Source organism: Nocardia sp. GP40 (genome assembly GCF_050434125.1).
Lineage (GTDB): Bacteria > Actinomycetota > Actinomycetes > Mycobacteriales > Mycobacteriaceae > Nocardia > Nocardia albiluteola.
In genome coordinates this window covers 235247-256099 of the sequence record NZ_JBNPVW010000005.1, presented here as the reverse complement: position 1 = coordinate 256099, position 20853 = coordinate 235247, and the positions used below count along the sequence as shown (strand labels likewise).

Annotated in this window: 22 protein-coding genes; 14 read left to right on the top strand and 8 right to left on the bottom strand. The window is 67.5% G+C overall.

What is annotated here, in order from left to right; translation table 11 throughout:
* Window positions 1-38 precede the first annotated feature (38 nt).
* On the bottom strand, window positions 39-854 hold the full coding sequence (locus ABH933_RS17655; protein WP_429420635.1) for a YbaB/EbfC family nucleoid-associated protein: 816 nt from the start codon (window positions 852-854) through the stop codon (window positions 39-41).
* Between the two features lie 195 nt (window positions 855-1049).
* On the opposite strand from ABH933_RS17655, the gene ABH933_RS17650 reads away from it, so the two are divergent.
* Both ABH933_RS17650 and ABH933_RS17645 read left to right on the top strand, forming a co-directional pair.
* Window positions 1050-2411: a hypothetical protein gene (locus ABH933_RS17650; RefSeq protein WP_429420637.1), complete on the top strand. Its 1362-nt coding sequence runs from the start codon at window positions 1050-1052 to the stop codon at window positions 2409-2411.
* Between the two features lie 906 nt (window positions 2412-3317).
* On the top strand, window positions 3318-3749 hold the full coding sequence (locus ABH933_RS17645; protein ID WP_429420639.1) for a hypothetical protein: 432 nt from the start codon (window positions 3318-3320) through the stop codon (window positions 3747-3749).
* 243 nt (window positions 3750-3992) lie between these two features.
* On the opposite strand, the gene ABH933_RS17640 is transcribed toward ABH933_RS17645, so the two are convergent.
* From ABH933_RS17640 to ABH933_RS17630, 3 genes are all read right to left on the bottom strand, one after another.
* A complete protein-coding gene (locus ABH933_RS17640; RefSeq protein ID WP_429420642.1) occupies window positions 3993-4568 on the bottom strand; it encodes an RDD family protein in 576 nt (191 codons plus the stop codon).
* Entirely contained in the window at window positions 4565-5137 is a 573-nt protein-coding gene (locus ABH933_RS17635; protein ID WP_429455053.1) for an RDD family protein, read from the bottom strand. Before ABH933_RS17635 ends, ABH933_RS17640 begins: the two co-directional genes overlap by 4 nt.
* 193 nt (window positions 5138-5330) lie before the next feature.
* On the bottom strand, window positions 5331-5783 hold the full coding sequence (locus ABH933_RS17630) for a winged helix-turn-helix transcriptional regulator (protein WP_429420646.1): 453 nt from the start codon (window positions 5781-5783) through the stop codon (window positions 5331-5333).
* Between the two features lie 82 nt (window positions 5784-5865).
* Between ABH933_RS17630 and ABH933_RS17625 the strand changes: the two genes are divergently transcribed.
* A complete protein-coding gene (locus ABH933_RS17625; RefSeq protein ID WP_429420648.1) occupies window positions 5866-6252 on the top strand; it encodes a PPOX class F420-dependent oxidoreductase in 387 nt (128 codons plus the stop codon).
* Window positions 6253-6461: 209 nt separating this feature from the next.
* On the opposite strand, the gene ABH933_RS17620 is transcribed toward ABH933_RS17625, so the two are convergent.
* Window positions 6462-7319 (bottom strand): chlorophyllase/cutinase-like alpha/beta fold protein, encoded by an 858-nt coding sequence (locus ABH933_RS17620; RefSeq protein ID WP_429420650.1) that lies wholly within the window; start codon window positions 7317-7319, stop codon window positions 6462-6464.
* Between the two features lie 331 nt (window positions 7320-7650).
* Here ABH933_RS17620 and glmS point away from each other — a divergent pair, with 331 nt between their 5' ends.
* Together glmS and ABH933_RS17610 are read left to right on the top strand one after the other, a co-directional pair.
* Window positions 7651-9516 (top strand): glutamine--fructose-6-phosphate transaminase (isomerizing), encoded by a 1866-nt coding sequence (gene glmS, locus ABH933_RS17615; protein WP_429420652.1) that lies wholly within the window; start codon window positions 7651-7653, stop codon window positions 9514-9516.
* A gap of 450 nt (window positions 9517-9966) precedes the next feature.
* Complete coding sequence (locus ABH933_RS17610) at window positions 9967-10488, top strand: transglycosylase SLT domain-containing protein (RefSeq protein ID WP_429420654.1); 522 nt, start codon at window positions 9967-9969, stop codon at window positions 10486-10488.
* 112 nt (window positions 10489-10600) lie between these two features.
* Here the strand turns inward: ABH933_RS17610 and ABH933_RS17605 are convergent, their stop codons facing one another.
* Entirely contained in the window at window positions 10601-10828 is a 228-nt protein-coding gene (locus ABH933_RS17605; protein ID WP_429420656.1) for a cupredoxin domain-containing protein, read from the bottom strand.
* On the opposite strand from ABH933_RS17605, the gene ABH933_RS17600 reads away from it, so the two are divergent.
* From ABH933_RS17600 to ABH933_RS17590, 3 genes are all read left to right on the top strand, one after another.
* Window positions 10827-11021, top strand: a complete 195-nt coding sequence (locus tag ABH933_RS17600) for a hypothetical protein (protein ID WP_429420658.1) — start codon at window positions 10827-10829, stop codon at window positions 11019-11021. The two genes, ABH933_RS17605 and ABH933_RS17600, sit on opposite strands and share 2 nt — an antisense overlap.
* A 186-nt stretch (window positions 11022-11207) precedes the next feature.
* The gene (locus tag ABH933_RS17595; protein ID WP_429420876.1) at window positions 11208-12650 is read left to right on the top strand and encodes an NAD(P)H-hydrate dehydratase; all 1443 of its coding nucleotides are present in this window, start codon (window positions 11208-11210) and stop codon (window positions 12648-12650) included.
* Window positions 12651-12998: 348 nt separating this feature from the next.
* Window positions 12999-13622 (top strand): hypothetical protein, encoded by a 624-nt coding sequence (locus ABH933_RS17590; RefSeq protein ID WP_429420660.1) that lies wholly within the window; start codon window positions 12999-13001, stop codon window positions 13620-13622.
* 23 nt (window positions 13623-13645) lie between these two features.
* Here ABH933_RS17590 and ABH933_RS17585 read toward each other — a convergent pair whose 3' ends face one another.
* Complete coding sequence (locus ABH933_RS17585) at window positions 13646-14464, bottom strand: SDR family oxidoreductase (protein WP_429420662.1); 819 nt, start codon at window positions 14462-14464, stop codon at window positions 13646-13648.
* Between the two features lie 177 nt (window positions 14465-14641).
* Between ABH933_RS17585 and alr the strand changes: the two genes are divergently transcribed.
* From alr to tsaD, 6 genes are all read left to right on the top strand, one after another.
* Window positions 14642-15781: an alanine racemase gene (alr, locus tag ABH933_RS17580; protein ID WP_429420663.1), complete on the top strand. Its 1140-nt coding sequence runs from the start codon at window positions 14642-14644 to the stop codon at window positions 15779-15781.
* Between the two features lie 50 nt (window positions 15782-15831).
* A complete protein-coding gene (locus ABH933_RS17575) occupies window positions 15832-16878 on the top strand; it encodes an alpha/beta fold hydrolase (RefSeq protein ID WP_429420665.1) in 1047 nt (348 codons plus the stop codon).
* Between the two features lie 68 nt (window positions 16879-16946).
* Window positions 16947-17393, top strand: coding sequence for a tRNA (adenosine(37)-N6)-threonylcarbamoyltransferase complex ATPase subunit type 1 TsaE (gene tsaE, locus ABH933_RS17570; RefSeq protein WP_215916423.1), 447 nt, complete (start codon window positions 16947-16949; stop codon window positions 17391-17393).
* A gap of 46 nt (window positions 17394-17439) precedes the next feature.
* A complete protein-coding gene (tsaB, locus tag ABH933_RS17565; RefSeq protein ID WP_429420667.1) occupies window positions 17440-18213 on the top strand; it encodes a tRNA (adenosine(37)-N6)-threonylcarbamoyltransferase complex dimerization subunit type 1 TsaB in 774 nt (257 codons plus the stop codon).
* A gap of 38 nt (window positions 18214-18251) precedes the next feature.
* The gene (gene rimI, locus ABH933_RS17560) at window positions 18252-18791 is read left to right on the top strand and encodes a ribosomal protein S18-alanine N-acetyltransferase (protein ID WP_429420878.1); all 540 of its coding nucleotides are present in this window, start codon (window positions 18252-18254) and stop codon (window positions 18789-18791) included.
* Between the two features lie 84 nt (window positions 18792-18875).
* Entirely contained in the window at window positions 18876-19910 is a 1035-nt protein-coding gene (gene tsaD, locus ABH933_RS17555; protein ID WP_429420670.1) for a tRNA (adenosine(37)-N6)-threonylcarbamoyltransferase complex transferase subunit TsaD, read from the top strand.
* On the opposite strand, the gene ABH933_RS17550 is transcribed toward tsaD, so the two are convergent.
* Window positions 19911-20801 carry a LysR family transcriptional regulator gene (locus tag ABH933_RS17550; RefSeq protein WP_429420671.1) on the bottom strand — a complete coding sequence of 297 codons (891 nt, stop codon included), beginning with the start codon at window positions 20799-20801 and terminating at the stop codon, window positions 19911-19913. It abuts the gene before it with no gap.
* Window positions 20802-20853: the final 52 nt, after the last annotated feature.

The following is a 20853-nucleotide window of genomic DNA, read 5'->3' as shown; positions in this document are numbered from 1 at the left end:
AGGGCCGAGCCGTCATTGTCGGCTCGGCCACCAGAGCATCAGCGGAGCCAGGACTGCTGCTGCCCGCCCCCGTAATCGCCCATCTCATCGTCCCAATCCGACGGCCCGACAACCTGTTCCCCGGGCCGTCCGCTGATCGGATTCCAATTGGAAACCGCGGGACCGGCCGCCGGGGGAGGCGGAGTGTATGCGGGGGGCGGGGCCTGAACCGGGACCGCGGGCTCGGGTGCGACCGGCGTCGGGAAGAAGTCGTCCATATTCGGCATGTCCTCCACGCCGATTTCCGATTCGATTGTGCCTATGCGGGTCTCAAACATCTGCCGAGCGGCCAGTTCGGCAGCCTCCGTGATTGCGGCGGCCAACCGTGTAGTGGTTCCTCCGCGATATGCGTTGGGCGCGATATGAACCACCGCGACGATTCCCATCGCGTCGACGCCCACTCGAGCCGATCGATCAGTCGAGCTGGCTTCTGCGCCGATACCATCAATCTGTGCCGACTGCGTATGTGCTCGAGGCGCTTTGGGTTCCTCGACAGCTTCGGTCAACTCCTTGCCAACTGCTGCTATCGGAGTGACCGCCGCCCGGGTGGACTGCCTAACTTGTCGCGTGGCCTGTTGGGCCGCCTCTGCAACGGACTTCCCTAGATATTCTGGGGTGCTGCGACGAAACGTCTCGGGGGACAGGTGGATGGATGTCACTGCGCCGGTGGCACTTACCGTGACCTCGGCCAGGCCGTCAGCGGATCGCGCGGTGGCTGTGATGGCGGCCAGACGACGCCCGGCCGCCTCGAGGTCGGCTTCCTTCCGGTCGATCTCGGCCAGGATTGCGCCAAAGTTGATTGTTTCGTCATCCATCACGGCTCCCACACCCTTCATCGCTCCGGTCGATGATAGACCGAGGCACCCGCGTATGCAGCCGTCCCCCTGGGCTTTACACAATGTTGGAACCATCTGGTGGTCTCGTACGTCCAAGTTGAGGCGCCCCCCTGCGGTCGGACGATCGGTTGGGTAGCGTGCACGCAGAGTGGATCGACAATCGAAGGGGGTCACGTGGCCGGCCAAATAAAGGTGCCACCGAGCGACGATTTCACAGGCTTCTGTGGTCTTGTATCCAAGCAAGGCGACCACTTTGGACCGATGGTCGCATGGACCGGAAAGCAGTGTTCGGACGTCGATGGACTCGACGGGCTGTTGACGGTAATCATACCGACAGTCAAAGGCGAAGCCGAGCAAATCGGCGATCTTCTCAAGCAGTGCCAAAAAGGCATGGGTACCATCAAAGATAAAGTCACCACCGTTGACCAAGAACTGCGGACTGAGGACGAGAAGAACGCCGCTGCGTTGAAAACGGCCTTTCCGGATATGGTTTCCGGGGTCCCGGACATATCGACCCTGGGCACTCCGGCTGGTGAGCAGCTGAATTTTAATGATGAAGATATCAATTTGAAGGAGCCCTCCAGCGAGAAGGCTCCTTCCGGCAGCATTCTTACGGGGTTGATTGCGGGGCAGATTCCCGGCGCTAAAGACAAAGACGAAGAGTCGATGTTCAAAAAGATTTTCAGCGGCGAGGGGGTGAAAGGAAAGCTGAGTAATGCCAAAGACGCTTCGATCGATAAGACGAAGGGTGCTTTGGGAAAGCAGGTTACGGGCGCGGGTAATGATATCTGGATTGCGGACAAAGCGTTTCAGATGGTTACCGGGCACAGTTTCATTGATCTACTTCTGAAGCCTCTTCTGGGCGACTGGGATAGATTGATGTACCTGCACGATGCATACGATACGCTTGGCGATGCCTGTTATACCGTTGCTGGCACCCTCCGTAAGGGGTCGTGGAAGATTGGCAGCGAATGGCAGGGGGATACCGCCACCGCGTTCGACTCCTATATGTTCCGATGGACAAACGGTATCGGGGGTGTGGGAGATCGTGCAAAGGTTATCGCTGGCTATTATAAGGACGGATATGAGGCCATCCTCGCCTTGGTTCAGATCGTCGTCTCCTATGCCAGTAATGTCATCGACAACGAGGTAAAGGAGCTGGCAAAGGAAGCCGCCAAAGTGATAGCGGGTGATGCGATTATTGAAACGGTAGGCCTTGGCCCCGAGGATCCGGCTGCAGATGTTCTCGCGGCCGCCTGGACAGCGTGGCGAGGGGTAAAGATATACAAGCGGGTTCGGGAGGTTGTGAACTGCTTGGAGCAAATTCAAAACTATTATAATGATATTCGCCAGGCGGTCGAGCTCATTCAGTCGCTGATCGAGAAACTACAACAGGGCAACTCGGGAGCTTGGGGCGATCAGAGTGCGGGTGGGCTCATGCAGGACGTAGAGCAGCATGGATTCGACTTCGAAAAGCAGAGCGGATGGTCCGCGAAGGACGGGGCATCGCGCACCGGCTATCTGGCGGCTCTCTAGGGCCTGATTGGAGGTACTTTCACGTGCTGGAGAATGAAGCTGTGCTGGAGAATGCGACGGAGTTCAGTGTTGTGCCGCGGTGGAGCGGTGAACGTCGGCACGATGTACTCGTGTCGGGGCAGCGGCGTCCAATTGCGCGAATGCAACGAGTGCTACGTGACGCGAATGGAGGGAGAGTAATAACAGATATGCTTCGCGTCCTCGGTCCCGACCTTCGCTATTCGATCGGAATGGTCGATCCGAGTAACCCGGGCCGCGCATTCGGCATTGGAGAAAATCTTAAGGTTGGCCCTCAGATCGGACGTGTCTCCATGGCCAGTCGTGCTCGCAAGGGAGAGGCTAGCGGCGAATTCGAACAGTATGGACTGGGTTTATTGACTCGGGTGGAAGAACGTGGCACCCGACTGGTGCATTACAGCGGTCCCGATTCTCCAGGGTTTACCATCGCGAAACCAGGAGGTAGCTCGCGGTGTGAATTTACGATCCACGACGAACGGGTTGATCGAGTGCTCGTGCTCGCGGCTTACTGGCACGAACAGCGACTTCCAGTCGTGCTTACGGGAGTTGGGCTGGTGATTGCGGGCATCGCGCGGGTTCTATCCGGCAGGTAGATCCTCCGAGGCAGGGAGCCAAGCGTGAATTGCGCGGTATTGGACGGCGGATACGATTCATTCGCTCTGTATCGCAGACTGGTTTAGTCGGCATGCCGCTCGACTAGCGACCGTGAGTTTGGTGCCGGTCGAGCTGTTGCTGCGCGGGTTCATGCCTGAATGGCGGGACAGCTGACAGACTTGCTGATAGCGCGAGGTTCAGTGTTGTCAGTTTGGATTTTTTTATACGAATAGAGAGTATGCGACAGCGTGCCGGCACATCGAACGACGGGTTGAGCGTAAAGGGCCGTACGGCGTGCCGGTCGTAACTTTGATCGCCGCGGTTGTCGGCGTCGTCGCGGCGGTCGGTCTGCTGCTGGTCGAACGGCGTACAAACCCCTCGGGCGGGGTGTTCTGGCTGCCGGCCGCCGTGGCGGGCGCACGTTTGGCGCTTGTCGTGCTGATTGCCTACGGCCTGCGTCGCGACGGGACCGCTCGCCGGGGTGGGGGTGCGTACTTCGGGATATTGCTGGCGGAGATCGTCAATATATTCATGATAATCATCGACGGCCTGGCCGCTTTTTCCGCGGGGTTTGGGCAGACCTTCAAGGTACTCATTTCGATCGACGTCGGCGACCAGACGCCGCAGCGGTACCTTTCGGCTCTTCTCGCGACGGCCGTCATCGGCCTCCTGGCCGACCTGGTCATCGGCCTCGCATTGGCGATCCGGCGGACCATACTGGACTGAGCGGCGCGGCCCACTGTCCGTCGTCATCAAGCCCGGTAGCGTCGCCGAGCACGATGATGCTCAGCCAGAGCTCCACAGCGACAACAGGATTGAAGGTCGGATCGATATCGCTCCCATAGCGGACGCATAAGGACATCACGGTCGGCCCGACGGAGAACGTGGCTGTCGGCGTCCCGTTGCGACGTATACCCGTGCTCGGGCCGTCGGGTCGTAGGTTTCCGCTTGCGAGAGACGAACTCGCCCTTACTTACCGCTGGTGACATCCATCCGGCGAACAGCCGGCAAGACGAAATCGATTCCGTCCCTGTAGCCTCCACTGCCGCCGATATAATTGCCGATTGCGCTGATCGCGACGATGAGCCAGCTCAGCAAACCGAACAGCCACACCTTTACCAGCCTGCCATAGGTGGGACACCCGCCATCCTCGGGTCGGATCGCTACAAGGCCGAAGAGAGCCTTGCCGACGGTCGCGTGGAATATCCGCTGGACAATGGTGCGGTTCACGAACGACAGAATCGGCCAGGAGATAATCGCCCACAGCCGAGCCTGAGGAAACCTGTCGGCCAGCTCGCCATCCCGTGCCAATATGGCGAAAACGGCGATCATCGGCCCGGCATGCAGCAGCCAATCGACAACGAACGCCGATACCCATCGCAACAGTCTCGGTGACGGGTAGCGGGGGTCGACCCCCTCGCCGTAAGGTCGCGGCGTCTCAACCTGCTCGTCGAGCCGCGCGAAGGTCTCGATCCCCCGTATCTCCTGCCGCGGTGGATGATTCGCATCGTCGCCTCGACCTTTACTACGCGATCCGTAGCTCACCCGCGCGCCCGCAATGCTCTGCCGGTTGCTCTGACGTCCCGCCACCGAACCGCAGTCGGTACCCAGTCCTCGGGCCGGTCGGGGCCGATTCCGTCGCCGAAGAACGCGAACGGTAGGGAAACGTCGAACAGCCAGATTGCGACCAGGCGGCCGAATGATGGGTACCGACCGTTGTCGGGGCACAGGACAACCAAACCGAATACCGCCTTACCGACGGTTGTGTGGAAGATCGCCTGAATGATCACCCGATTGATGAAGGATGCGGCCAGGAAGTAGAGGACCGTGAGGACGGGGATGGTGTCCAGGTTGTTCCATTCTCTGTGCAGCAGAGCGTATCTCGCGGTCTCCGGCGCGGAGGCGACGCTGACGGCGGCACCGGCTGCGACGTGGATCATCACGTCCAGCGCAAAGGCCAAGATGCGCCGGAGCTTTCGCGGTGAGGGATAGTCGGGATCGTCGAGTGCGCCGTGTCGCTTCGGTTTCTGGTTTTCGCCCCGGGATTGGACGGCGTTCTCGGATGGCTGGGGAGGTGTCGATCCCAAGAACCTGGCCAACTCGAACCCCTTCATCATCTAGTGCGGCGACCGGACTTTGGCTGAATCGTCACAATCCGCTCGTCAGGATTGGACGGCCGGGACGTCCAACCGGTTCCATAGCTGAACGACATCATCGATGTGTAGCGGGCCTGCTGGGATCCATGCGGCACGGTGAAGCGATGCGATGGAGGCGGTCGGCCGGGTGCTGGTCGGATTGGCCGCGCCATCAAACACCCGCCCCCGGCCCCGGCAGCGTATCGATATTGTCCGCGTGCATCGGCTCCCCGCAGTGGGCGCACCGCATTTCGGGGGCGCTGACCTGACCGCAGGTGTGGTGGCGGTAGAGCACCGGCGGGCCGGCCGCGCCCGCCAGCCACTTGTCGCCCCAGCGGGTCATGACCATGAGCATGTCGACCAGTTCTATGCCCTTGGGGGTGAGGCGGTACTCGTACCGCGGTCGCTGGTCGTAGGGGTGGCGTTCGAGTACGCCGTGGTCGACGAGGTGGTTCAGGCGCTCGGTCAGGACCTTGCGGGAGATGCCCAGATCGGCCTGGAGCTGGTCGAAGCGGTTGATGCCCACCCAGACGTCGCGCAGGATCAGCGGCGACCATGGCTCCCCGATGACGTCGAGCGTCCGGGCGATCGAGCAGGCCATGCCGCTGAAGTCCGTTCTCTGCATGGATCCAGTTTAACGATTGGGGTTCCTTCAGGGAACTTCGCGAGCTACGGTTGTGGCGTCTCTTGAAGGAACTCCGAAGGGAATGATCGTCATGCTGAACCCCGAACTGCGCCAGGTGCTCGACGGCACCCCGATCGCCCACCTCGCCACGATCCTGCCCGACGGCGCACCCCACGCCGTCCCCCTCTGGATCAGCACTCACGGCGACTACATCGCGATCATCACCGGCCCCGGCTATCTCAAGACCGACAACATGCATCGCGACCCCCGGGTCGCACTGTCGCTGACCCCGGTCGACGACCCGTATCGGCCGATCGTCATCCGCGGCAAGGTCGTCCAATGGCTCGACGGCGAGCAGGGGTGGGAGATCGTCGACAAGATCTCGACGAAATACACCGGCAACTCCTACTCCCGGGAGGAGGAGCGTGTCATCGCGCTCATCGAACCGACCCGCCAGCGCATCGGCTGAATCGTCCTCTCCCGCCGCGATATGCGCCGAAATGGGATCGCGTCGGCCGCACTGCAAGAACGGGTGGCGCCGGGTTCGATTGCCCGGCAATGACACTCGTAGATGCGATGCCGTTGCCCAAGAGGCTCCCACGTACGCTCGCGCATGCGGTGCATGAAGCGCCCGGCTTCGTTGCCTCGCATCGGTATGCGCGGACGAAGCGCTGAACCCTACTTGCGCAGCATCTGAACCGCTTGCAGCAGTTGAAGTTTCGATGGCGGCTCCGGCTCGGGCACCTCGTGCGGATCCACGACGTGGGTACCGGGGATGATCTGGTCCGGGTCGGCGAAGGCCTTGTACTTCTTGTCGCCCAGGAGCCGGTAGGTGAGGTAGCCGACCAGCAGGGCGCGGGTGGTGCGCTCGGTGCGGGGCTCGAACTTGGTGGCGCCGAGGGCGGCCAGGGCGCGGCGGCCGCGGACGATGCCGTTCTGGGAGGCGCCGTCGACCGCGCGCAGCACGGCCTCCCCACCCCACGCGGCGGCCAGCGGGATGGCATTGCAGGACGTGGAGTCGATGTCGTCACCCGCCACGACGAGCGCCGGCGCCTCGATACCGGGGGCGAGGGATTCCGAACCGGGGGATGAATAGGCGGGGTAGAGGGCGGCGACCGCGGCGACCTTGCGCTGGGAGGCGGCGATCACGGCCGCGCCCGCACCCATACCGTGCCCGGCCAGGGCGAGCTTGTCGGGATGCACGCTGATCTTGCCGTCGCCCAGCCGCACCCCGGTGCAGATATCGAGGGTGGTGAGCAAGTCGGTGGCCAGGTTCAGGTGCGAGGGGACCGGGCCGCGCTCGGTATCCGGCGCCGCCGCGACGAAACCCCAGGACGCGAGGTGCTCGAGCAGCCTGCTGTAGTTGCCGACACCGGCCAGCCAGCCGTGCCCGAATGCGACCGCGGGCAGGTTGAGGCCCTGCTCGGGGGTGAATACCAGGCCCGGCTGCCCGGCGATGCCGAGATTGCCGCGCAGGACCCGATGCGGGCCCGGGCTGGCCAGGGTGCTCATGAGCGATTTCACAGACGCCGACACGATGACGAACTTATCCGATGCCCACCCGCATACGGCGTTTCGCCGGGTCGAGCCTCGTCGTCGCACCCGGTTGGGCCCCGGTGCCGACCGGAATTCGGCGCCGCGGCCCGCACCTGGTCGTCCGCCGTCGCTACCCCGGGTGGCCAGCGCCGATGCCGGGATTGCCGGCGCGAGAATCGAACGCCGAGTCGTGCGTTTCGGCGACCTCGGCCCGTCCGCTCGAGCGAACATGACGATTCTCCGTGCGGATCGAGCGCACCCGGGCACCGGCCGCATCCCCAGGTCGCGGCCCTGTCGCTGCCGCCTCCGGACCCCAGTAGGCTGGGACCCCATGTGCGGAATCGTGGGCTACGTCGGATACCGGGACGCGCTCGGCGTCGTCGTGGACGCGCTGCGTCGGATGGAGTACCGGGGGTACGACTCCGCGGGCGTGGCGATCCTCGACGGTGCGGGCACCATCGCGGTGGAGCGCAAGGCCGGTCGCCTGGCGAATCTGGAGGCCGAGCTCGCCGAGTCCGGGGCCGAGCACTTCGCCGGGACCACCGGCATGGGCCACACCCGCTGGGCCACCCACGGCGCGCCCACCGACCGCAACGCCCACCCGCACCGCGACGCCACCGGCGCGGTGGCAGTCGTGCACAACGGGATCATCGAGAACTTCGCCCCGCTGCGCCGTGAACTCGAGGACGCCGGGGTCGAGCTGCGCAGCGACACCGACACCGAGGTCGCGGTGCACCTGGTCGCCCGCGCCTACGCCGCGGGCCCGACGGCCGGGGATTTCGTCGCCAGTGCGCTGGCCGTGCTGCGCCGCCTCGAGGGCGCCTTCACGCTGGTGTTCACCCATGCCGCGCACCCGGACACGATCGTGGCCGCGCGGCGGTCGACCCCGCTGGTGGTCGGCGTCGGCGAGGGCGAGATGTTCATCGCCTCGGATGTGACCGCCTTCATCGAACACACCAGGGAGGCAGTCGAACTCGGGCAGGACCAGGCCGTGGTGATCACCCCGGGCGGGTACACCGTGACCGACTTCGACGGGAACACCGGCGTGCACACCCGCCCGTTCACGATCGACTGGGATCTGGCCGCCGCCGAGAAGGGCGGCCACGACTACTTCATGCTCAAGGAGATACAGGAGCAGCCGCGCGCGATCGCCGACACGCTGATCGGGCATTTCGCGCACGGCCGCATCGTGCTCGACGAGCAGCGACTCTCGGATCAGGAGCTGCGCGAGGTCGACAAGGTATTTGTCGTCGCCTGCGGCACCGCCTACCATTCGGGACTGCTCGCCAAGTACGCGATCGAGCACTGGACGCGGATTCCGGTCGAGGTCGAGCTGGCCAGCGAATTCCGTTACCGCGACCCGGTTCTGGATCGCTCCACGCTGGTGGTGGCGATCTCGCAGTCCGGTGAGACCGCAGACACGCTGGAGGCGGTCCGGCACGCGAAGGAGCAGAAGGCGCGGGTCCTGGCCATCTGCAACACCAATGGTGCGCAGATCCCGCGGGAGTCCGACGCGGTGCTGTACACGCGGACCGGGCCGGAGATCGGCGTCGCGGCCACCAAGACGTTCCTGGCTCAGGTCGCCGCGAATTACCTTGTGGGACTGGCGCTTGCACAGGCCCGCGGTACCAAGTACCCCGACGAGGTGGCGCGCGAATTCGCCGAGCTGGAGGGGATGCCGCGCCTGGTTGAGCAGGTCCTCGAGACCGCGCCGCGGGTGCGTGAGGTGGCCCGCGAGTTCGCGCACGCGTCCACGGTGCTGTTCCTGGGCCGGCACGTCGGGTATCCGGTCGCGCTGGAGGGCGCGCTCAAGCTGAAGGAACTGGCGTATATGCACGCCGAGGGCTTCGCCGCCGGCGAGCTCAAGCACGGCCCTATCGCGCTGATCGAGGAGGGCGTGCCGGTGATCGTGGTGATGCCCTCGCCGAAGGGGCGCGCGGTGCTGCACTCCAAGTTGCTCAGCAACATCCGGGAGATTCAGGCGCGTGGCGCCCGCACCATCGTCATTGCCGAGGAGGGCGATGACACGGTGCGTCCGTTCGCCGATTATCTGATCGAAATCCCCTCGGCGCCAACGCTTTTGCAGCCGTTGCTGTCGACGGTTCCGCTGCAGGTCTTCGCCGCCGAGGTGGCTCAGGCGCGCGGGTACGACGTCGACAAGCCGCGCAATCTGGCCAAGTCGGTCACCGTCGAGTAGGGCTGTCCGATCGAGGCCGATTCGATATCTTCTGAGTCTCTTTTGAGTCTCGAAACCCTGCGAAACCGGTACTTGTAAGAGGCGATCGGCCCCTCTGCATGTTACCTAGGTCACATTTGGGATCGATTGATAGATATATCACTCGCAAAAACACCCGCAGTTCACCTTTCGTTAGGTTTGCGTTCATTTGTCGCAACCAATCTGTGACTTGCTAGATCGCGCCCCGAGCCGACTTATCGAGCACGGAAACCACGCAGCGGCGAACGTCGGCTCCTGCCGCTCCGCTGCCCGTCGCCGAAGTTCGGCGTACCACGCCCCGCGTCACATCCGCGGATAACTGAATCTCCAATCCGCATAACAACCGACAAAGGAATTCTCAGCGCGTCGACGAACGCCGGCCGCAGTGCCGGACCGGCGCTCGCTGGATTCGTGCTGCCGAAAGACAACACCATGCATCTACGCAAACTGTTCCCCCTCGTCATTGCCGCCGCCGCGATCGCCATCCCGGCACAGGCCCACGCCTCCTCGTTCACCGCCGGTGTCCCCGCGCAGCTGCAGCAGCCCGCGACGCAGCTGCAGCAGTGGGAGCAAGGGCTGCCGCCGCTGCCACAGCCGCTCTCGCAGCTGCTGCCGGCCCCGACGCCGGTCTTCGCGAACAACCTGGACGGCTGGATCCGCAATGCGCAGTTCGTCCTGAACCAGAACCACATCCCCGGCAGCTACGGCGCGATTCACCGGAACATCATGCGCGAGTCCGGCGGCAACCCGCGGGCGATCAACCTGTACGACTCGAACGCCGCCCGCGGCATCCCGTCCAAGGGCTTGATGCAGGTCATCGACCCGACCTTCCGCGCCTACCACGTCGACGGCACGTCCTGGGACATCTACGACCCGGTCGCCAACATCACCGCCGCCTGCAATTACGCGGCGCATCGGTACGGAACGATCGACAACGTCAACTCGGCGTACTGAGTTTTCGGTCTTCCGCCCCTGGGTCGCGTGCGTCTGCCGCCGGCCCGGGGGCGGACGTCGCTCTCCGGGATGTTCTGCAAGATCCCCGAGGAGCTCACGCGCCCGAAGCGACCTACTGGACGGTCACGGTGCCGCGCATGTCCGGGTGCAGGGGGCACATGTAGCGGTAGGTGCCGGGGACGGTGAAGGTGTGGCTCCACTGGCCCTGGTTGAAGATGGGGCTGTCGATGCCCATCGCGGAGTCGCCGATGCCCTGCACTGCGTGGGGGTAGCGGTCCTCGAACTTCCAGGTCACGGTGCCGCCGGACGTGACGGTGATCGCGTAGGGGGAGAACTTCATGTCCTTGACCTCGACGGTGGCCGCGGCCACCGGGGCCGTGGCGGCTGACGTCGCCGCCCCGGAGGATGCCGGGCTCGGCGCGGATGTCTTCGCCCCCGAACCGCACCCGCTGACGGCCAAGGCGGCCAGCAATGCGACACAGCCCCCGAGACGCACCCATCGATTCCCACCGGCCGACATGTGGCCAGCCTAGTCCCGAGCGGTAGCCGCTCATTCGCCCTGGGTGGGCTCGATTGCGCGTCCACCGGCTCCGGCGCGGGTTGGGAGCACTCGTCGCTGCCGGGGCCGCGCAACCATTCGCGGCGCTCGAGTCGCCGACCCGGGCGGCGTAGTCTGCTGACGGTGTGATGCCGATGCGGTAGGAGGGCGGTCCATGACGATGCGCGGGTATTTCACGGTGGAGCAGGTGCGGGCGGCCGAGGCGGAGCTGTTCGGGCGGGTTCCCGCGGGGGTTCCGATGCAGCGGGCGGCCTACGGGTTGGCCCGCGTCGTCGCCGCGGAGCTGCGGGCGCGCACCGGCGGGGTGGCCGGGCGGGCGGTGACGCTGCTGATCGGCTCCGGGGACAACGGTGGCGATGCGCTGTGGGCGGGCTCGATGCTGCGGCGACGCGGGGTGGCGGTGACGGCGGTGCTGCTCTCCCCCGCGCGGGCGCACGCGGAAGGGCTTGCGGCACTACGCCGTTCGGGTGGGCGCGTCGCCGACGAACTCGGCGCGCCGGATCTGGTGGTCGACGGCATCGTGGGTATCTCGGGGCGCGGTCCGCTGCGCCCGCGAGCGGCTGAACTCGTTGCGGCAGTGGATGTTCCGATCGTCTCCGCGGACCTGCCCAGCGGGGTCGACCCCGATACCGGCGCGGTGGACGGCCCGGCCGTGCGAGCCGATGTCACGGTAACCTTCGGCGCGCACAAGCCGGTGCACGCGCTCGCTGCCCCATGGTGCGGGCGAATCGAGCTGGTGCCCATCGGTTTACGTCTCCCAGCGGCCGAACTCGCTGCGCTGGAACCGGCCTCGATCGGTGCGCATTGGCCGGTGCCGGGCCCCCACGACGACAAGTACACCCAGGGCGTCACGGGAATCTGCGCCGGGAGTGCGACCTACCCCGGGGCCGCGGTGCTGTGCACCGGAGCCGCGGTGGCCGCGACCTCGGGCATGGTCCGTTACGCCGGTACGGGCGCGGCCGAGGTGCTCGCCCACTTCCCGGAAGTGATTGCCGCCAAGACCGTTTCGTCTACCGGGCGGGTGGAGGCCTGGGTGTGCGGACCCGGCGGCGGCACCGATGACGCCGCCCGCGAGCGCCTTTCGGAAATCCTCGCCACCGACCTGCCGGTGGTGGTCGACGCCGACGCGCTGACGCTGCTGGCCGCCGACCCGGCCCCCGTCATCGGCCGCGCCGCGCCCACCGTGCTCACCCCGCACGCCGGCGAGTTTGCCCGTCTGACCGGCGCCGACCCCGGCCCCGACCGGTCGGCCGCGGTCCGTGATCTGGCCGAGAAGTGGCAGGTCACAGTCCTGCTCAAGGGCCGTGCCACCCTGGTCGCGACACCCGGCGCCCCCATCCTGGTCAACGAGGCGGGCGGTTCCTGGGCCGCCACCGCAGGTGCCGGCGACGTCCTGTCGGGCATCATCGGCGCCCTGCTCGCCGCGGGCCGTCCCCCGCAGTGGGCCGCCGCCGCGGCAGCCCGCACCCACGCCCTGGCCGCAAACCTGGCAGCCCACGCGGCACCGCCCGCCAACGCCCCCGGCGCCCCCATCTCCGCCACCCCACTCCTGCACCAGGTGCACTCCGCCATCCAGACCCTCCGTGCCCTCGCCACGCGCTGAAGCGCGGCGATGCACCCTGCCGCGCATTTGAATTCCGCACCGCCGTCCTCGGCGACCGGCTCGTCGCCGCTGCCGGTAGCGCTGACGGGATCCTGCGAGTGTGGGACGTTGCCACCGGGCAACTCACACACCGGTTCGCCTTCGGCGCTGAAGTCGGCGCGGTCTGCTTCGGGCCTGCGGGCGAACTCGTTGTCGCCGTTGGATGGGACGTCGTGGTCTTGGAACAGGGCGGCTGATCCGGCTTGCCCCTGGTCGGGCCATTGTGTACGGGCGCACCGTGGAGGAGGGTGGGTATGTCCGGGTGGCGCCGCCCAGGGCGCCGCCTCATTTCGCACTGGGAGGTGGCCCGTGTACGCACGTTCGAGCACGATTGTGGCCAGGCTGTCGGCGATCGACACCGGGACCGCGTACCTCCGCGATGTGGTGATGCCGAATCTGCCCGAGATGCCAGGCTGGGTGGGGCTGTCGTTGCTCGTCGACAGGACCTCGAGGCGTTGCGTCGCCACCACCGCGTGGGAATCGGAAGCCGCGATGCAGGACAGCAGACCGCAGGTGAAACCCCTGCGCGACGGCCTGTCCCTGGCCTTCGAGGGCCGGCTCGAGGTGATCGAGGAATGGGATATTCCGGTCATGCACCGCGATCACGCCGCCGGCGACGGCGCGAGCACCCGGTGCACCTGGATGCAGGGCAATCCGGGCGAGATCGATCGAGAGATCGAGACCTTCCGGACGGGCGTGCTGCCGGCACTCGAGACGATGGACGGATTCTGCAGCGCCAGCCTGTTCGTCAACCGGACGACCGGCCGCGCGGTCGGCGTGACCGCGTGGGCCGGTCTGCGGGCGCTCGAGGGCAGCCGGGTCCAGATCGATCAGATCAGAAGCACACTGACCCGGCGGGCGGGTGTCAGCGTCCAAGAGGTGACGGAGTTCGAGCTGATCTTGGCCCATCTCAGAGTGCCCGAGATGGCCTGAGTCCACCCGCCGGGGGCGCGCCCCTACTCGCCCTGAGCCAAACGCGATGTCGGCTCCCATTCGCGCCACAGCGCCAGCCGCGACTCGTAATCGGCGGTGGCGATGCCCAGCGGGTCGATGCCGAAGAAGATGCGCAGGGGCGGCTTCGGGGCGTCGACGACCTCCAGGATGGCCGCGCGGGTGCCGATGGGGTCGCCGGAATTGCGGGCGGCCCGCTGCCTGGCGCGCAGCTCGCGGATGTGGTCGTAGGCCGGGATCGGGGTGCTGTGCTTCGCCGATGGGCCCGCCCAGTCGGTGCTGAAGCCGCCCGGCTCGATGAGGGTCACGTGGATGCCGAAGCTCGCGACCTCCTGGGACAGCGACTGCGAGAAACCCTCCAGCGCCCACTTCGAGGCGTGGTACGCGCCGATCGAGGGGAACGCGCTGATGCCGCCGATGCTCGACACCTGGATGATGTGGCCGCTGCCCTGCGCCCGCATGATCGGCAGCGCCGCCTGCGTAACCCAGAGCGCGCCGAACACATTCGTCTCCAGCTGCGCGCGGAACTCGGCCTCGGTCAGCTCCTCGATCATGCCGAACTGGCCGTATCCGGCGTTGTTGACGACGATGTCGAGCCGCTCGAAATGCCGGGCGGCCCCCTGCACGGCGGCGAAGTCGGCGTCGCGATCGGTGACGTCCAGACGCACCGGCAGGAAGGTGTCGGGGTACTTGGCGACGATCTCGGCCAGGGTGGACACATCCCGCGCGGTCCCGGCGACCCGATCGCCGCGCTCCAGCGCGGCCAGCGCCCATTCGCGGCCGAACCCACGCGACACACCGGTGATGAACCAAACCTTGCTCATGAAAGGGCCTTCCATCTCGGGTAAAGGGGCCGGTAGTGCCCGTTGACCACGGTAGGCGCCTGGAGCGCACTCCAAGCAAGTACTTCCTCCCGCCCGATCTCGGCGATGCCCTCGATCGCGGCCGGGCGACCCACCGGCTCTCGGCCACATGCCGTGGCAATGGCAGGATCGGTGCGTATGAACAGCACCGACCCGCAGGTAGAAACCGTCGTCGACCTCGACGCCATCGCGCACAACACGCGCGTGCTCGCCGGGCACGCCGGTGACGCCGCGGTGATGGCGGTGGTGAAGGGCGACGGCTACAACCACGGCGCGGTGCGGGTGGCCCGGGCGGCGCTGGCCGCCGGCGCCGTCGAACTCGGCGTCACCACGATTCCGGAGGCGCTGGAGCTGCGCGCCGGGGGCATCGATGCCCCGATCCTGAGCTGGCTCAACGTCATCGACGCCGATTACGCCGCCGCCGTCGCGGCCGATATCGAGCTCGGGGTGTCCTCCGCGCGCCAGCTTCAGGTCGTCGCGGACGCGGCGCAGGCGACCGGACGGACGGCGACCGTCTCGGTGAAGGTCGACACCGGCCTGAACCGCAACGGCGCCTCGGACATCGAATATCCGCGGCTACTCGGGCTGCTGCGCGATCTGGCCGCCGAGCGCGCGGTGCGGTTGCGTGCGGTCTTCTCCCACCTCGCGCTGGGCGACACACCGCAGCATCCCGCGAACGATATGCAGCGCCAGCGCTTCCTCGACGCCATCGCCGCGGCGAAGGAGTTCGGCCTCGAGCCCGAAGTGGCGCACCTGGCCAATTCGGCGGCGGCGCTGACCCGGCCCGACCTCGCCTTCGACATGGTGCGCCCCGGCATCGCGCTCTACGGGTTGTCGCCGGTCCCGGAGATCTCCGACTTCGGCCTGCGCCCGGCGATGACCTTCCAGGCGCGGGTCGTACTGGTCAAGCGGGTCGCGGCCGGGGAGGGCGTGTCCTACGGGCACGAGTGGGTCGCCCCGCGCGACACCACGGTGGCGCTGATCCCGGCCGGATACGCCGACGGTGTGTTCCGGTCGCTGGGCGGCCGCATCGCGGTGCGGATCGGCGAGCGGAGCTATCCCAGCGTGGGGCGCGTCTGCATGGACCAGCTGGTGGTCGACCTCGGCGCCAACGCCGAGGGCGTCGGCGACGGTGACACCGCGGTGCTGTTCGGCGGAAACCCGGGGGATCCGCACGCCCAGCAGTGGGCCGATCTGCTCGGTACCATCCACTATGAGATCGTGTGCTCGCCCCGCGGGCGGGTCGTGCGGCGATATGTGGGCGAAGGGGCGTGTTGATGAGATCTGCTCGGCCACAGGGGTTTCGAATCGGCGCCTGGAGCGGTGGGATGGCAGCGGCGGGCGTGCTGGGCGGCCTGGCCGGTGCGCATGCGCTGCGCCGGGTCGGCGCCACGGTGCGCTGGCCCGCGCGCTGCGACGAGCTGCGCGAAGAGGATTTCACGCTGCTGGATCGGGACCGCGCACGCACCGTGGTCGCCGACGACGGTGTGGCACTGGCGGTTCGCGAATGCGGGGCCGAAGATGCGCGGGCCACGGTCGTTTTCGTGCACGGCCTCTGTAACAGCATGGAGTCCTTCCATTTTCAGCGCCGTGACCTCGAAAAACAGTGGGGCCCAGGGGTTCGCATGGTGTTCTTCGACCAGCGCGGGCACGGCAGGTCCGGTGAGCCGAGCGCCGGGAGCTGCACGGTGCCGCAGCTGGGCCGCGATCTGGCCGCAGTCGTGCGGGCCTGCGCGCCCACCGGCGCGCTGATGCTGGTCGGCCATTCCATGGGCGGCATGGCGATCCTGGCCGCGGCCGCGCAGTTCCCGGAGTTGTTCGCCGAGCGGGTGCGCGCGGTGGCGCTGCTGTCGACCGCCGCGGCCGAGGTCACCGAGACCGGCGTGGCCCAGCTGCTGCGCAGTCCGGCCATCGACGGATTCCGGGTGGCGGTGCACGCCGCGCCCGCCCTGATGCAGGCCGGGCGCGCGGCCGCGCGGCACGTCGTCGCCCCGATCCTGCACGTCAGCTCGTTCCACGGAGATGTGAGCCCGACCCTGTCGCGCATGACCACCTCGATGATCGACCGGACCCCGGTCGCCACCGTGGTGAAGTTCTTCCAGGCGCTGGAGCTGCACGACGAGTCCGCGGCGGTGCCCCTGCTGGCGCCGCGGCCCGCACTGGTCCTCGGCGGCGTGCACGATCTGGTGATTCCATTCCGCAATTCCGCGGCGCTGGCCCGGCACCTGCCCGACGCGGACGTGGTGCGGGTCACCGACGCCGCGCACATGGTGCACCTGCAGTGTCCGGACCTGGTGAATGCCGCCCTGGATCGCCTCCTGCTGCGCAGCGGGCTCGCGGCCACCGGTGCCGAGCGGGAGGTACTGCGTGGTTGAGGCGGGACGGGTGTTCGCGCCGCTTGTCCGAGCAGTGACGCGAATCACTTTATGTGAGTGGGTATCTCATGGCTGAGCAGCGCACATTGCCGACGGTCGAGGACACCGAGGCGCTGGGCCGGGAGCTGGCCCGCGACCTGGGCCCCGGCGATCTGGTCGTCCTCGACGGCCCACTGGGCGCGGGCAAGACCGCGCTGACCCGCGGGCTCGCGGCGGGCCTGGGCGTTCAGGGGAGGGTGAGCTCCCCGACCTTCGTCATCGCCCGCCAGCACCGCGCCGGGGGACATCCCGGCGCGATACCCATGGTCCACGTCGATGCCTACCGGCTCGGCGGCGATTTGGACGAGCTCGACGCCCTGGATCTGGACACCGAGCTGGACGACGCGGTCGTGGTCGTCGAGTGGGGGCTGGGCGTCGTGGAACATCTCGCCGACCGTCACCTGCGGGTCCTGCTGCGCCGGGAGCCCGACTCCGACGTGCGCACCGCCACCTGGGAATGGGTCGCCTCCAGCTGAACCGCACGCGGGCCGAAGGTGACCAACCGGTATCGTTGAGGCAATCATGCTTGTACTCGCCGTCGACACCGCGACGCCTGCCGTCACAGCAGGACTGGTGGTTTTGGACCAGGCCGCCCCCAGGCACCACGACCTGCAGACGCTCGCCTCCCGGGTGACCGTCGATGCCCGGGCGCACAACGAGGTGCTGGCGCCGCAAATCCTCGAATGCCTCGACGCGGCAGGCCGTTCCCGCGCCGAGCTCGACGCCGTCGTGGTCGGCCTCGGCCCGGGGCCCTTCACCGGCCTGCGTGTCGGCATGGCGACCGCCGCCGCATTCGGCGACGCGCTGGGGCTGCCGGTGTATGGGGTGTGCAGCCTCGATGCGATCGCGGCCGCCGCCTGGCGCGATATCACCGACGCCGAGGCCGAGCTGCTGGTCGTTACCGATGCCCGTCGACGCGAGGTGTATTGGGCCCGCTACCGGGCCGTGTCCGGGGCCGCGCCGGAGGGCGCGTTCGTGGTGGCCACCGTCGGCGATTGCCCGGGCGCGGGGCCCTCGGAGAGCGCGCGGGTCGACACGGTCGTGCGCGTGTCGGGGCCGCAGGTGTGCAAGCCGGGCGACCTGGAGTCGGGCGATTCCACGGTGATCGCCGGATCCGCCTCGCACGTAGACTTTTTCGATCTGCCTGTGCTGCCGGTGGAGACGCCGTCTCCCGAGGGCCTGGTCGTCTGCGCGGCCGCCGAACTGCTGGGCCGGGCGGACCCGGGCCCGCTGACACCGCTGTATCTGCGCCGGCCCGATGCGGTCGAGCGCAGCTATCAGGCGGTCCGCTCGTGACCGGCGAGGCGCCGTCGCCCGATACCGCGGCACGCGACATGGGCGACCAGGTCGACTTGCCGTTATCGGATCCCGTTGCGCCCGTAGGGATCCGGATCGAGCCGATGACGCCCGCCGATATCGCGCGCTGCGCCGAACTCGAGAAAGTGCTCTTCCCCGAGGACGATCCGTGGCCGGAGGTGGCCTTCCGGTCGGAGCTGGCCGGGGCGCACAACCGGTACCTGGTCGCGCGGGAGGAAGCCGGCCGCATGGTCGGCTACGGCGGCATCGCTCTGCTGGGCAACCTCGAGTATCCCGAGGCCGAGGTGCATACGATCGGCGTCGACCCGCACTGTCACCGCGGCGGGATCGGCACGCTGCTGCTGCGCGCGCTGCTGGCAGAGGCCGGGGGCCGCGGCGGTCCGGTCTTCCTCGAGGTCCGCACCGACAACGCGCCCGCGATCGCCCTGTACGAGAAGCACGGCTTCCACATCATCGGCCTGCGCAAGAGCTACTACCAGCCCAGCGGCGCGGACGCCTTCACCATGCGCCGCCCCGCGCTCAGCGGTGCCGACCAGCCGAACGAGGTGCTCATGTGAGCGGAGCGAACCGACAGGCCAGCGTGGCTCCACGCACGGCGGAGCCGAGCGCCGGCGAGGTGGAGTCGTGAGTGGAGCGAAGCGATGATCGTCATGGGCATCGAAAGCTCCTGCGACGAAACGGGAGTCGGCATCGTCCGGTGGCGTGCCGACGGCACCTGCGAGTTGCTCGCCGACGAGGTCGCCTCGAGCGTCGAACAGCACGCGCGGTTCGGCGGCGTGGTACCCGAGATCGCCTCGCGGGCACATCTGGAGGCGATCGTCCCGGCGATGCGGCGGGCGCTGGCCGCGGCTGGCATCGCCAAGCCCGACGCGCTGGCGGTGACGATCGGTCCCGGCCTCGCCGGTGCGTTGCTGGTCGGGGTCGCGGCCGCGAAAGCCTATGCGGCGGCGTGGGATATCCCGCTGTTCGCGCTGAACCATCTCGGCGGCCACGTCGCCGTCGACACCCTCGAACACGGCCCGATGCCGCCATGCGTGGCGCTGCTGGTCTCGGGTGGCCACACTCACCTGCTGCACGTGACCGATCTGGCCGAGCCGATCGTCGAGCTCGGCAGCACCGTCGACGACGCCGCCGGCGAGGCCTTCGACAAGGTGGCGCGGCTGCTGGACATGGGCTACCCCGGCGGCCCCGCGCTGGATGCCGCCGCGGCGCACGGTGATCCGAAGGCCATCGCGTTCCCGCGCGGCATGACCGGCCCGCGCGATGCCCGCTACGACTTCTCCTTCTCCGGGCTGAAGACCGCCGTCGCACGGTATGTCGAGGCCGCCCAGCGCGAGGGCCGGGAGCTGCCGATACCCGATATCGCGGCCTCGTTCCAGGAGGCGGTAGCGGATGTGCTGACCCTCAAGGCGATTCGCGCGACGCAGGACGTCGGCGTGGACACCCTTGTGCTCGGCGGCGGCGCCACCGCGAATTCCCGCATCCGGTCGATGGCGCAAGAACGCTGTGCCGCAGCCGGTGTCACCCTGCGGGTGCCCAAGCCCCGGCTGTGCACCGACAACGGCGTGATGATCGCGACCCTGGGCGCACACGTCATCGCGGGTGGGGCCAAGCCCTCAGCGCTCACCGTCGCAACGGATCCCGGTCTGCCGGTCTCCACCAGCCAGCTGTCGTAATCAGCCAGTGGCCAGCTCGGCCAGCTCGGCGATCTTCGGATAGTCGTTGGACGACAGCCAGATCAGGATCGCGCGCGCGTCCGGCATGCCGGTGAAAGGCACGAACATCACGCCGGGATGGGCGAAGTGCGAGGGCATGGCCGCCGTGGTCAGGAACGCCCCGTCCCCATGTGCGACGGCGCTGAGCATCTCGGGCTCGGTCCGCGCCTGGGGGCCGCGGCGGATCGGGCAGCCGGACGGGGTGGTCTCCGGCGGCCAGAAGTCGCGGGCGAATTCGGGCGTGACGGCCGGATCGGGTCCGATCACCGGGAGTTCGGCCAGATCCTCCAGATCCGCCGAGCCGCGCCCAGCCAGCGGATGGGTGCGTGCGACGGCCAGCATGCGCGGGTAGGTGGCCAGCACCGGGCCGATCGTCATATCCGGCTGCTGGATCGGCGCCAGGCACACCTGCACGTCGACCTCGCCGCGGCGCAGCGGGCCCAGGATGTCGATCCACGGGACCTGGATCCGCGTGATGGTGCAGTCCGGATGGCGTGCCCGGAACCGGGCCATTCCGGTGTCCAGCGCGGAGGCATACGGGCCCAGGAAGCCCACCCGGACGCCGCGCGCGGCCCGGCGGGTATCGATGATGGCCCGGCGCAGGTCGGCGAAGGCGGGCCGGACGCCGGCCAGTAGCTGCTCGCCGAAGGCATTGAGGGCGACGCGACGGCTGGTGCGGTGGAACAGCTGCCGCCCGATGCGGCGCTCCAGTGTCCGGATCAGCTGGCTCACCCGCGGCTGGGACAGCCCGAGCCGGGCCGCGGTACGGCCGAAGTGGAGCTCTTCCGCCAGTACCAGGAAGGCCTGCAGTTCGACGGGGTCGATACGGTCCGGATCGGAGTTCTCAACCATAAACATCGCTTATGGATTGTGCCGAATTTGCCCGTTGATGACGAGTCATGAC